This is a genomic window from Massilistercora timonensis (assembly GCF_048354975.1).
Classification (GTDB): Bacteria; Bacillota; Clostridia; order Lachnospirales; family Lachnospiraceae; genus Massilistercora; species Massilistercora timonensis.
Genome location: NZ_DBGCJQ010000028.1, coordinates 1 through 12,080 on the forward strand (window position 1 = coordinate 1; position 12,080 = coordinate 12,080).

Sequence of the window (12,080 nt, forward strand, 5' to 3'; positions counted from 1 at the left end):
GAGCAGAAGAACCTGCAGGCACAAAGTACAGTATTATGAGACAGACCAGATGGGGATCGTCCATCATTCCAACTATATCCGCTGGTTTGAGGAGGCAAGGACCGACCTGATGGACCAGATCGGATTCGGATATGAAGAGATGGAGGAGCGGGGGATCTTAAGCCCGGTGCTCTCCGTGGAGGCAGATTACCTGCGGATGGTGCACTTTGGGGATACCGTTACCATCGAGACCCACATCCAGTCCTATAACGGTATCAAGCTGACTGTGGCTTATGAAGTGATTGATGATAAGACAGGGATGGTCCACTGCCGGGGGATGTCCAGGCATTGTTTTATCAACCGGGACGGAAGGCCTCTGTCCCTGAAGCAGGCCTGTCCGGAGATCCACAGGCTGTTTGCCGGCGAACTGGAAACCCAGGAGAAAGAATCTTAAAACATATAAAGAAAGGAAAGAGAGAACATGAAAATCACACTGAAAGACGGATCGGTAAAAGAGTATGGCCAGAGCATGGCAGTCATCGATGTGGCCAGGGATTTAAGCGAAGGCCTGGCCAGAGCGGCTACCTGCGCCAAGGTGGACGGAGAGGTGAAAGACCTGCGCACCGTGCTGGATAAGGACTGCGAGCTGGAGATCCTGACCTTTGATTCTGAGGAAGGAAAAGGGGCCTTCAACCACACTGCGTCCCACATCATGGCCCAGGCGGTAAAGCGGCTCTATCCGGAGACCAAGCTTGCCATCGGTCCTTCCATCGCCAATGGATTCTACTATGATCTGGACCGGGAGACTCCATTTACCACAGAGGATCTGGAGAAGATCGAGGCGGAGATGAAGAAGATCGTCAAAGAGGATCTGAAGCTGGAGCGCTTTACCAGATCCAGAGACGAGGCGGTGGCATATTTTAAGGAGAAAGAGGAACCTTATAAGGTAGAGCTGGTGGAAGATCTTCCGGAAGGAGCTGAGATCAGTTTCTACAGCCAGGGAGAATTCACAGATCTGTGCGCAGGTCCTCATCTTATGTCCACGAAGGCGGTGAAGGCATTTAAGCTTACCAGCCTTGCAGGCGCCTACTGGAGAGGGGATGAGAAGAACAAGATGCTCACCCGGATCTACGGCGTGGCTTATCCCAAGAAGAGCGAGCTGGACGACTACCTGCACATGATGGAGGAGGCAAGAAAGCGGGATCACAGGAAACTGGGAAGAGAGCTGGGACTTTTTATGATGAGCGACGAGGGACCGGGCTTCCCCTTCTTCCTGCCAAAGGGAATGGAACTGAAGAACACCCTTCTGGATTACTGGAGAAAGCTCCACCGGGAGAAAGGCTATGTAGAGGTGTCCACACCCATTATCTTAAGCCGTCACCTGTGGGAGAACTCCGGACACTGGGATCACTATAAAAACAACATGTATACCACAGTCATCGATGAGGAAGACTATGCGGTAAAACCCATGAACTGCCCGGGCGGCATGCTGGTATACAAGTCAGAGCCCCGCTCCTACAAGGATCTGCCGATCCGGATGGGAGAGCTGGGACTGGTACACCGGCATGAGAAATCCGGTCAGCTCCACGGGCTTATGCGTGTCCGCTGCTTCACCCAGGATGACGCCCATATCTTCATGACGCCGGAGCAGATCCGGGATGAGATCAAGGGTGTGGCCCAGCTGATCGATGAAGTCTACAGCCTGTTTGGATTTAAATATCATGTAGAACTGTCCACCCGTCCGGAGGACAGCATGGGAAGCGACGAGGACTGGGAGATGGCGACAGAAGGTCTTCGCGGCGCGCTGGACGACATGGGACTTGACTATATCGTCAATGAAGGTGACGGCGCTTTCTACGGCCCGAAGATCGACTTCCATCTGGAGGACTCCATCGGAAGAACCTGGCAGTGCGGGACTATCCAGCTGGATATGCAGATGCCTCAGCGGTTTGACCTGGAGTACACAGGAGCAGACGGAGAGAAACATCGTCCGATCATGATCCACCGGGTTGCCTTTGGTTCCATCGAGCGATTTATCGGCATCCTGATCGAGCATTTCGCAGGAGCCTTCCCAACCTGGCTTGCGCCGGTGCAGGTAAAGGTGCTTCCCATCTCCGACAAGCATATGGATTATGCGCAGAAGGTATATGAGGCTCTGGAGGCGGCAGGCATCCGCTCCGAGATCGACACCCGGGCAGAGAAGATCGGTTATAAGATCCGGGAGGCTCAGGTGAACAAGATCCCTTATATGCTGGTTGTAGGCGGGAAAGAAGAGGAAACCGGCAAGGTTTCTGTAAGAAGCCGGTTTGCAGGAGATGAAGGACAGAAAGATCTGGCGGCCTTCATTGAGGACATTCAGAAAGAGATCGCCGACAAGACCATCCGGGAAGTAGAAGTTGAGGAATAAAGCCGGATAGATCTGCAGGAAGCAGGGCATACTATCTTTGATACAGGCATTGGCCAGCAAAGGAGGGATAGTATGCCAGAATTAAAATGTACCGTACAGACCTGTGCCCACAACCAGAATTACTACTGTAACCTGGACAAGATCACCGTGGGAGGAGACAGCGCGAAGCGGGCGGCAGAGACCTGCTGCGACAGCTTCGAGGAGCGAAGAGAGGGCTCTTACTCCAATCAGATGAAAGAAGCTTCCGCCAACTGCGGCATCGACTGTAAGGCAAGGGAATGTATGTACAATGAGGACTGCGTCTGTCACGCAGGAAAGATCAGCGTGGAGGGCGGAAACGCCTGCTGCTGCGAGCAGACAGAATGCGCCACATTCCGCTGTTAGGAAGAAAAAAGGGACAGGGTGAAAACCCTGTCCCTTTTAAAATGGCGTGCCGATCATATCGTATGGCGTCACCTGATAAACATAGTAATTCAGCCAGTTGGTATAGAGATTGTTGGAAGTGGCCCTCCAGGTAAGGAGCGGCTTGTTCTCGGGATTGTCCCCCGGGTAGTAGTTGACGGGCATCTGAATGTCCAGACCCTTGGACAGGTCCCGTTTGTACTCCGTGTCCAGAGTGATCCGGTCATATTCCGGATGGCCCATGACGAAGATCTGCCGCCCGTTTTCCGCCATAGCCAGGAACAGTCCGGCTTCCTCGGATTCCGCCAGGATGGTAAGTCTTGGGTCCTTGCGGACAGCCTCCAGGGGCGTCTCAGTATGGCGGGAGTGGGGAGCCAGGAATACGTCGTCAAATCCCCGTACCAGCGGGATCTTGCGGTTCATGACCCGATGCCAGAAGATGCCGAATACCTTGTGGTCAAGAGGGGCCTTGTCGATGTCGTAGTGATAGTAGATGCCTGCCTGGGCGCCCCAGCACAGGTGAAGGGTGGAGGTGACATGGGTCTTGCTCCATTCCATGATCTCTTTTAATTCTTCCCAGTAATCCACCTCTTCAAAAGGCATTTGTTCCACCGGAGCCCCGGTGATGATAAAGCCATCGAAATTTTCATGCTTGATCTCACAGAACTTCTGATAAAATTTATTCAAATGGCTGGTAGGCGTATTCTTGGACTGATGACTGGAGACGGTGACAAATACAACGTCTACCTGGAGCGGTGTGTTGGAGAGAGAGCGCAGAAGCTGGAGCTCTGTATCCTCCTTCAGCGGCATCAGGTTCAAAAGGCCGATCTTGATGGGGCGGATGTCCTGATGCAGGGCACGATGTTCGTCCATGACAAAAATATTCTCCTTTTCCAGGATTTCCTTTACCGGAAGATCATTTTGTACTCGAATTGGCATGCGATACCTTCCTCCTTTGCAGGTTCACAGATAAAATCATTATAACTGTTTCAGGAAAGAGAGTCAACCATAAGGGGGAATACTTTGACTTTACAGATAAAAATTAAAATGTTATAGTATGAATATACGAATAACATTTTCTGAGGGGCGCGCTTTCGCGCGGTACAGACAAGCGGGGAGAGTAGATCATGCAAAGTGTGTATGCGTCAAAACTTACAAAAGAAAAGATCTGGCCGGATTTTTCGGCTCATTTCAGGAGTCCTTTTACAGCGGCCTCCTATGAGTCGGACATCCGGGAGGTGATGGAGTATTTTAAGCGGGATTTCTGGAAGGTGCGGGAGGCGGAAGTGGAGACATATTTCCGCTGGATGGAACATAAGGTGGAACAGGGGATCTTAAGCGGCGCCACAGTGGCCAAGAAGTTCAGGGAGCTGCATTCCTTTGCGGAATTTGCCTGTGAGAACCGGGAGCGGTACCGGCTGGGGAAGGGATATCAGGATTACTATCAGCCTTATCTGAAGCGGATGGAGAAGCAGGAGCCTTATGCAAGATCTGTGCCGGCCGGCCACGTGGACCGGCTTCTTGCCGCCGCCCAGGAGGATCTTATGGCCTATGGGATCATCCTGCTTTTGTACCGGGCAGGGCTTACTTCCACAGAGATCATCTGGCTTCGGCCCGGAGACCTGACGGTGTATGACAACGGCGTGTACGCGGCGGTGAGAGGGAGGAAGGAGCAGTGCCTGATCCCGGAGGATGTGTTCGCCGTGTTAAGAAAGTATCTGGAGACTTGTCCGGGGCAGCCCTTCTTGTTCTGCAGCAGCCGGGGGAACCAGATGAACCTGATGGGGATCAGCCGGCTTCTGAAGAAATATGAGAAGAAAGCGGGTATCCCATCCTACAGCGCCCAGAGCATCCGGAACACCTGCGGGTTTAATCTTTTTGCTTACGGGGCGGACGAAGAGCAAACTGCCAGCCGGCTTGGAGTGACGGGGGTCCAGATCCGCCGTTACCGGAATGCAGGGTACCGGGAGCAGCTCCAGCTGGAGGCGGAGAAGCTGGTGAAGCTGCGGGCAGAGCCTCCGGCTGCCGGTTTGTAAGTATGTTAAGAACGCGCAAAGCGTCAGAAAATTCACAAAACAAAGATAGATGTATATTTAACAATCTTTGGAGATGGTAAAAATTCACAAAAATGAGGGAATTAAATGAAAAATCTTGCTATTAAGAAAATTTTAAGGTACAATGGACGAAAGTAAAAAGTACATGTGAAAAGGAAGGGAAACGAAAAAAAGAAAAGAGCAAAGGGGGAATTGCATTTATGTTTGACGCTATTAATTCATTCGTTACCACAGTAAACGGCGTTGTATGGGGGTGGCCGATGATCATCCTGCTCCTTGGAACACATATCTTCATGACGTTCCGGACCGGATTCATCCAGAGACATTCCATCGGAAAAGGTATCAGGCTTTCCGTGACGAAAGACCCGGAAGCAGAAGGTGAAGTATCCCAGTTTGGCGCTCTTACCACCGCGCTGGCGGCTACCATCGGTACCGGTAACATCATCGGTGTTGGTACAGCCATCGCCATGGGTGGTCCCGGAGCGGTTCTGTGGATCTGGCTCAGCGGTGTATTCGGAATCGCTACCAAATATTCCGAGGCGCTGATCGCTGTTAAGTATCGTGTAAAGACAGAAGACGGACGTATGCAGGGCGGCGCGTTCTACGCGCTGGAGAGAGGCTTACATATGAAATGGCTTGGAATGCTGTTCGCGATCCTGGCCGGTGTCGCTTCCTTTGGTATCGGCTGTGCGACCCAGGTTAACGCCATCGCCACAGTTGCCAATGAGAACTTCAACATTCCGCCTCTTCCGGTTGGAATTGTGATCGCATTACTTACCGCATTCGTTATCTTCGGTGGAATCAAATCCATCGCTAATGTATGTGAGAAACTGGTTCCCTTCATGGCAATCTTCTATGTACTTGGATGTCTGATCATCCTTGGCATGAACTATGACTTTATCATCCCTGCTATCGCTACTATCTGCAGACTGGCCTTCACACCTGGCGCAGCTGCCGGCGGTCTGGTTGGTACCGGAATCCTGATGGCGATGCGGTTTGGTATTGCCAGAGGACTTTTCTCCAATGAGTCTGGTATGGGTTCTGCTCCCATCGCGGCTGCAGCGGCTCAGACCAGAAACCCGGTTCGTCAGGCGCTGGTATCCTCCACAGGAACCTTCTGGGATACCGTTGTTGTTTGTCTGATGACTGGTCTTGTACTGGTAACCACAATTATGAAGAACCCCAACATCAATGCAGATGAAGTATCTGACGGCGGCGTCCTGACTTCTCTGGCATTTGGTCAGATCCCGGTTCTTGGTCCATTGATCCTGACTCTTGGTATCATCACTTTCGCTTACTCTACCATCCTTGGATGGGCTTACTACGGTGAGCGGTGCGTGGAATACTTCGCAGGAAGATTTGGCAAGGGCATCCTGATCGGATATCGTCTCCTCTATGTTGCAGTTGCGGCGATCGCTCCGGTAGTAGCTCTTGACCTGGTATGGCTGATCGCGGATACGCTGAACGCGTTCATGGCGATCCCCAACCTGATCGCAGTACTGCTTCTGTCTAACGTGATCGTGAAAGAGACGAAAGAGTACATCAACGATCTGGATAAGAAGGATGAGACTCCGATCCCGGTTATCAAGACCAAAGCAGGAAGCGTAAATTAGTAAAATTGGTGCGTGCACTTTTGAACATGTACTTTGTCCGGATGAAACCGGACAGAAACAGTTCCGTTCTGGTAGAAATACCGGAACGGGACTGTTTTTTACTTCGGAGGCATTGACGGCGGCTCTGTCTGGTGATAATATAGACAGGAACTACAGAATATAGTAATCAAAGAGATGAACGTCTACCACATATGGTGAGAGAAGGGAAAGGCAGGAAAAAGGATGGCCAAGAGGATCGCACAGTTTCACAAGGTGAGTTTTGATAAGTTCCAGGAAGGATTTATTGACTGTTTCGGACCGGTGGAGGAGAGGGAGATCCGTGATATCTATGAAGCCATCAAGCTGCCGGTGCGGGCTACCCGAGGTTCCGCCGGATATGATTTCTTCGCGCCGCTGTCTCTTTCCATCGCGCCGGGCAGGACGGTGAAAGTTCCCACAGGGATCCGGGTGGAGATGCAGGAGAACTGGGTGCTGAAGTGCTATCCCAGGAGCGGGCTTGGATTTAAGTACCGGCTGCAGTTAAATAATACGGTAGGGATCATTGACAGCGATTATTTCTATTCTGACAATGAAGGCCATATTTTCGCCAAGATCACCAATGACACCAATGAAGGGAAGACGGTGGAGATCGAGGCGGGGACCGGATTCATGCAGGGTATCTTCGTGGAATACGGGATCACAGTGGACGACGAGGTATCAACAGTCCGAAACGGCGGACTGGGGAGTACTACAGATAGATAAGGCCCAAAGAAAGGCCGAGTGAGGGACAGTGGGGTAGGCGCTGTTCCAGACCGGGGACGGGGTATTTTCAAGAATACCCCGTCCCCGGTTGTATATTCTGAGAACCGGACGGGCATGATAATTCCAGAAATATGTGATGAGGACGGAGGAAGGATCATGTCTGAGAGAAAACAGGTGACAGCCTCGCGGGAGGCGAATACAGACTATCTGAATCAGGTGCTTCCCATCCGGGAGAGTTTCGACCTGATCCAGAGGGATATCCAGATCGGAGGGCGGATGGCCTCCTTTTATTTTATTGACGGCTTTATGAAGGACGAAGTCATGCTTAAGATCATGGATTCCCTCCTGAAGGTGAAGGAAGAGGAGATGCCGGCGGACGCCACACAGTTCTCCCGGCTGTGCGTTCCCTATGTGGAGGTGGATGTGCTGGGAGATTTCGATCAGGTGCTGAAGAACCTGCTGTCGGGAGTGACCTGTCTCTTCATCGACGGTTATGAGGCCTGTATCGCCATTGACTGCAGGACTTATCCCATGCGGAGCGTAGAGGAGCCGGACAAGGACAAGTCTCTCAGGGGCTCCCGGGACGGGTTTGTGGAGACGGTGGTGTTCAACACTGCCATGCTGCGGCGGCGGATCCGGGATCCGGAACTGGTGATGGAGATGAAAGAGGTGGGGGACAGCTCCCGTACAGATGTGGCTGTGTGCTATATGAAGGACCGGGTGGACCAGGCGCTCCTTAAGCGGGTGGAAGAACAGATCGGCTCCATTAAGACCGGGGACTTAAGGATGAACCAGCAGAGCCTGGCGGAATGCCTGTTCCGGCGCAAGTGGTATAATCCATTTCCCAAATTCAAGTTCACAGAGCGGCCGGATACGGCGGCGGCCTGCCTGTTGGAGGGAAAGGTGGCCATTCTGGTGGACAATTCCCCCTCGGCTCTGATCCTGCCCACTTCCATCTACGATATGATCGAGGAGGCCAACGATTATTATTTCCCCACCCTGACCCGGGTATACCTGAAGGCAGCCCGGGCGCTGATCAATTTCCTCACCATCTTCCTGACGCCGGTATTCCTTCTTTTTATGCAGAATCTTAACTGGCTGCCGGAGATCTTCGCCTTTGTGGCGGTGAAGGATACGGTGAACATCCCTTTGATCTTCCAGCTTCTTATGCTGGAGATCGCCATCGACGGCCTGCGTCTGGCGGCGCTGAATACGCCCAGCATGCTGAGCACGCCCTTAAGTGTGATCGCCGGCCTGGTGATGGGGGAGTTCTCGGTAAAATCTGGCTGGTTCAACTCGGAAGTCATGCTCTACATGGCTTTTGTAGCGGTGGCAAACTATACCCAGCCCAATTTTGAACTGGGGTATGCGCTGAAATTCATGCGGCTCCAGCTGCTGGTGCTGACGGCCCTCTTTAACTGGGTGGGCTTTGCCGCCGGCTGCGGGAACGTGGTTATGAGCATCTGCTTTAACCGGACCCTCTCCGGAAGAAGTTATCTGGATGTGCGATTGAATTAGAGGAAGTCGGGTGCTATAATAGGAAAAGAAACTTAAGAGAAAAGGAAATGACAGACTTATGCAGACATCTGAGGAGAAACTGGGCAGTCAGCCGCTGGGGAAACTGATGGTTTCCATGGCAGTACCGGCGGTGACGGCCCAGTTCATTAATGTACTTTACAATATCGTAGATAGGATCTACATCGGGCACATAGCGGGGTACGGGGATCTGGCCCTCACGGGAGTAGGTGTCACCTTCCCCATCATCACCCTGATCTCCGCCTTCAGCGCCTTCGCGGGAATGGGCGGAGCGCCCCTTGCCTCCATTGAGCTTGGGAGACGGAACCATGAGAAGGCAGAGCAGATCCTGGGCAATTCGGCGGCCATGATGATCCTGTTCTCCATCATCCTGACCATCGGGTTTTCCATCTTCAAGACGCCGGTGCTCTATGCCTTCGGCGCCAGCGACGCCACCATCGGGTACGGGGAAGACTATATTGCCATCTATCTTCTGGGAACCATCTTTGTCCAGTTGTCCGTAGGCTTAAACACCTTCATCAGCGGACAGGGAAGCGCCCTGACGGCTATGCTGTCGGTGCTGATCGGAGCGGTGATCAATATTGTGTTGGATCCTATCTTTATTTTCCTGTTTGGCATGGGAGTGAAGGGGGCGGCCCTGGCCACCATTCTGTCTCAGGCGGTAAGCGCGGCCTGGGTCCTCCGGTTTCTCACTTCGCAGAAGAGTGTGATCCGGCTGCGGAAGCGTTATCTGAAATTCCATGGCCCGGTGGTGAAGAAGATCGCCGGCCTTGGGATCTCTCCATTTATCATGCAGAGTACGGAGAGCCTGGTCAGCGTGACCCTGAACTACGGCCTGCAGAAATATGGCGGCGACCTGTACGTGGGCACCATGTCCATTATGACCAGTATTATGCAGGTGATCGTCATCCCCATCCAGGGACTGACCCAGGGCGTCCAGCCTATCACCAGCTATAACTACGGAGCGGGAAATAAGGAACGGGTGAAGGGGACCATGGTCCGCCTGATCGCTGTCTGCCTTGTGGGAACGCTTATTTTCGCCGGGATCGCGGTGCTGGCGCCCGGAGTTTACGCCCGGATCTTCACCCCCAAGCCGGAGCTGATCGAGATGACCTGCCGGTATATGCCGGTGTATTTCCTGGGAATGACCATCTTCGGGATCCAGTCCGCCTGCCAGTCTACCTTTGTGGCGCTGGGACAGGCCAGGGTATCGGTGTTTATCGCCCTTCTAAGAAAGGTGATCCTTCTGGTGCCCCTGGCTATCATCCTGCCGGTTTTCCTGGGAGTGGACGGCATCTATCTGGCGGAGCCAATGGCGGATATCACCTCGGTTCTGACCACCAGCATAGTCTTTGCCGTTACCGTGAAAAAAATTTTGCGTAATATGGGGGAAAGTGGTATGATGAGTGCAGAAAAAGTGAAAAAGGAGGAGGAACAATGAGCGATTTTGTGATCACCGTGAACAGCACAGTAGACGTTCCAAAAGAATGGCTGGAAGAGAGAAATGTACCGGTAGTGCCGTTAAAGTATACAATAGATGGAGAGACTTATGAAGATATGAACGGCCTGTCCGCCAAGGAGTTTTTCCAGAAGCTCAGGGAGGGGAAGATGGCAGTGACTTCCCAGGTAAATCCTGAGGAGGCCAGAGCTGCTCTGGAGCCTTTCCTGAAGGAGGGCAAAGACGTGCTCCATCTGGGATTTTCTTCCGGACTGTCCGGCACCTGCAACAGTATGATGATCGCAGGAGAGGAACTGAAGGAGGACTATCCGGACCGGAAGGTGATCGTGATCGACACCCTGTGCGCCTGCCTGGGAGAGGCTCTTCTCCTCTACTACGCAGTGAAGCTGAGGGACGAAGGAAAGACCATCGAGGAAGTGGCCCAGTGGGCGGAGGAGAATAAGCTCCACATCTGTCATGACGTGACGGTGGACGATCTCAACCATCTGCAGAGAGGCGGCCGGATCTCCAAGACCACCGCCATCTTGGGCACCATGGTGCAGATCAAGCCCATCATCCACATGGACGACACCGGGCATCTGCAGGTGATCGGGAAAGAGCGTGGAAGGAAGAAATCCCTTAACAAGATCGTGGATATGGCGGTGGAGCAGTCAAAAGGCTGGGATAACGACATTATCATGATCACCCACGGAGACTGCCTTGAGGACGCAGAGTATGTGGCAGGTCTGGTGCGCCAGAAGATGGGCATCGATAACATCCTGATCAACAATATCGGAACCGTGATCGGAAGCCATACCGGCCCGGGAGTTGTGGCAGTGTTCTGCCTGGGTAACAAGCGATAGGACGGGAGAAGCCATGAGAAAGAATCTTGTGATCGACAGCCGCATGAAGGAGCTGTGGCCGGCAGTGCGGGTGGGCTGTCTTCAGTACCAGGTACAGGTAGAGAGGAAGAACCCGGAACTGTGGGCTTACCTTAAGAAAGAGATCTATAAGAAGGCAAAAGACGCCATCTTCGATTATGGGGTCAATGAGATCCCTAATATCAAAGAGTCCCGGGCGGCTTATAAGGCGTTCGGGAAGGATCCCAGCCGTTACCGGGTGTCCTCGGAGGCGCTGATCCGGCGGATCGGCCAGGGGAAGAGACTCTATGAGGTGAACACGGTGGTGGATGTGAACAACCTGATCTCCATTGAGTCCGGATTCTCCGTTGGCTCTTATGACGCCGCCAGGATGGGAGAGGATCTTGTCTTCCGGATCGGAGAGGCAGGAGAGACCTACAAGGGGATCGGCAAGGAAGAGATCAAGATCGACGCTCTTCCGGTGCTGGCAGATGAGCAGGGCGCCATCGGCAGCTCCACCAGCGACTCGGAGCGGGCCATGATCACGGAGGAGGCACAAGAGGTCCTGACGCTGATCTACTCCTTCTCTGACAACCAGGATCTGGAGAAAGCCCTGGAATCCGGCAGGAGATATCTGGAACAGTATGCGAAAACCTCCGGGATCCAGAGCTGGATCGTGGAATGATCAAAAAATGGTTGACAGACAGGGAAGACTGTGATAAATTATTAGTTGCGCAAAGCGAAAAGAAAGTAGAGTGTCCACTCTCACCATAGCACGATCGGGTGACTATTGGTTTGATATCGTACAAAAAGACAGGGTATGGATATGCCCGGGGTTTTTGGATGTAACAGAGTGGATAGTCTCGAAACTGTCCACTTTTTTATTTTATGCAATGGGGGTGCAGGGAAATTAGCGATTTAATGATTAACGAACAGATCCGGGATAAGGAAGTACGGGTCATTGGAAGCGACGGACAGCAGCTGGGCATCATGTCGGCCCGGGAAGCACAGAAACTGGCAACAGAAGCAGAACTGGATCTGGTCAAGATC

Annotated in this window: 11 protein-coding genes and 1 pseudogene; 11 read left to right on the top strand and 1 reads right to left on the bottom strand. The window is 52.7% G+C overall.

Features of this window, described 5'->3' with window-relative positions; genetic code table 11:
- The 3 genes from ACML7B_RS02320 to ACML7B_RS02330 all read left to right on the top strand — a co-directional run.
- On the top strand, positions 1–433 hold a 433-nt coding region (locus ACML7B_RS02320), incomplete at its 5' end, for an acyl-CoA thioesterase (protein WP_418539185.1).
- A 27-nt stretch (positions 434–460) separates the two neighbouring features.
- Positions 461–2,386 carry a threonine--tRNA ligase gene (gene thrS, locus ACML7B_RS02325; RefSeq protein WP_346708273.1) on the top strand — a complete coding sequence of 642 codons (1,926 nt, stop codon included), beginning with the start codon at positions 461–463 and terminating at the stop codon, positions 2,384–2,386.
- A gap of 72 nt (positions 2,387–2,458) precedes the next feature.
- A complete protein-coding gene (locus tag ACML7B_RS02330) occupies positions 2,459–2,770 on the top strand; it encodes a DUF1540 domain-containing protein (RefSeq protein WP_106790436.1) in 312 nt (103 codons plus the stop codon).
- A gap of 36 nt (positions 2,771–2,806) precedes the next feature.
- Here ACML7B_RS02330 and metA read toward each other — a convergent pair whose 3' ends face one another.
- Positions 2,807–3,727 carry a homoserine O-acetyltransferase MetA gene (gene metA, locus ACML7B_RS02335; protein ID WP_418539186.1) on the bottom strand — a complete coding sequence of 307 codons (921 nt, stop codon included), beginning with the start codon at positions 3,725–3,727 and terminating at the stop codon, positions 2,807–2,809.
- Between the two features lie 188 nt (positions 3,728–3,915).
- Between metA and ACML7B_RS02340 the strand changes: the two genes are divergently transcribed.
- From ACML7B_RS02340 to ACML7B_RS02375, 8 genes and pseudogenes are all read left to right on the top strand, one after another.
- Positions 3,916–4,824 carry a tyrosine-type recombinase/integrase gene (locus tag ACML7B_RS02340; RefSeq protein ID WP_418539188.1) on the top strand — a complete coding sequence of 303 codons (909 nt, stop codon included), beginning with the start codon at positions 3,916–3,918 and terminating at the stop codon, positions 4,822–4,824.
- Between the two features lie 218 nt (positions 4,825–5,042).
- Positions 5,043–6,455, top strand: coding sequence for an alanine/glycine:cation symporter family protein (locus ACML7B_RS02345; RefSeq protein WP_418539189.1), 1,413 nt, complete (start codon positions 5,043–5,045; stop codon positions 6,453–6,455).
- 222 nt (positions 6,456–6,677) lie between these two features.
- On the top strand, positions 6,678–7,196 hold the full coding sequence (locus tag ACML7B_RS02350) for a deoxyuridine 5'-triphosphate nucleotidohydrolase (protein ID WP_418539190.1): 519 nt from the start codon (positions 6,678–6,680) through the stop codon (positions 7,194–7,196).
- Positions 7,197–7,352: 156 nt separating this feature from the next.
- Positions 7,353–8,714 (top strand): spore germination protein, encoded by a 1,362-nt coding sequence (locus ACML7B_RS02355; protein WP_418539191.1) that lies wholly within the window; start codon positions 7,353–7,355, stop codon positions 8,712–8,714.
- A 58-nt stretch (positions 8,715–8,772) separates the two neighbouring features.
- On the top strand, positions 8,773–10,173 hold the full coding sequence (locus tag ACML7B_RS02360) for an MATE family efflux transporter (RefSeq protein WP_418539193.1): 1,401 nt from the start codon (positions 8,773–8,775) through the stop codon (positions 10,171–10,173).
- A complete protein-coding gene (locus ACML7B_RS02365; RefSeq protein ID WP_106790442.1) occupies positions 10,170–11,033 on the top strand; it encodes a DegV family protein in 864 nt (287 codons plus the stop codon). The genes ACML7B_RS02360 and ACML7B_RS02365 overlap by 4 nt, the downstream gene beginning before the upstream one ends.
- A 13-nt stretch (positions 11,034–11,046) precedes the next feature.
- Positions 11,047–11,715 (top strand): B3/4 domain-containing protein, encoded by a 669-nt coding sequence (locus ACML7B_RS02370; protein WP_418539194.1) that lies wholly within the window; start codon positions 11,047–11,049, stop codon positions 11,713–11,715.
- Between the two features lie 236 nt (positions 11,716–11,951).
- A pseudogene (locus ACML7B_RS02375) lies at positions 11,952–12,080 on the top strand (translation initiation factor IF-3); the annotation flags it as partial.

Bases quoted from the DNA above. Each gene is read 5' to 3' on its own strand.
- ACML7B_RS02340 (WP_418539188.1), top strand. From the start codon at position 3,916: ATGCAAAGTGTGTATGCGTCAAAACTTACAAAAGAAAAGATCTGGCCG.
- thrS (WP_346708273.1), top strand. From the start codon at position 461: ATGAAAATCACACTGAAAGACGGATCGGTAAAAGAGTATGGCCAGAGC.
- ACML7B_RS02345 (WP_418539189.1), top strand. From the start codon at position 5,043: ATGTTTGACGCTATTAATTCATTCGTTACCACAGTAAACGGCGTTGTA.
- metA (WP_418539186.1), bottom strand. From the start codon at position 3,727: ATGCCAATTCGAGTACAAAATGATCTTCCGGTAAAGGAAATCCTGGAA.
- ACML7B_RS02370 (WP_418539194.1), top strand. From the start codon at position 11,047: ATGAGAAAGAATCTTGTGATCGACAGCCGCATGAAGGAGCTGTGGCCG.
- ACML7B_RS02350 (WP_418539190.1), top strand. From the start codon at position 6,678: ATGGCCAAGAGGATCGCACAGTTTCACAAGGTGAGTTTTGATAAGTTC.
- ACML7B_RS02330 (WP_106790436.1), top strand. From the start codon at position 2,459: ATGCCAGAATTAAAATGTACCGTACAGACCTGTGCCCACAACCAGAAT.
- ACML7B_RS02355 (WP_418539191.1), top strand. From the start codon at position 7,353: ATGTCTGAGAGAAAACAGGTGACAGCCTCGCGGGAGGCGAATACAGAC.
- ACML7B_RS02365 (WP_106790442.1), top strand. From the start codon at position 10,170: ATGAGCGATTTTGTGATCACCGTGAACAGCACAGTAGACGTTCCAAAA.
- ACML7B_RS02360 (WP_418539193.1), top strand. From the start codon at position 8,773: ATGCAGACATCTGAGGAGAAACTGGGCAGTCAGCCGCTGGGGAAACTG.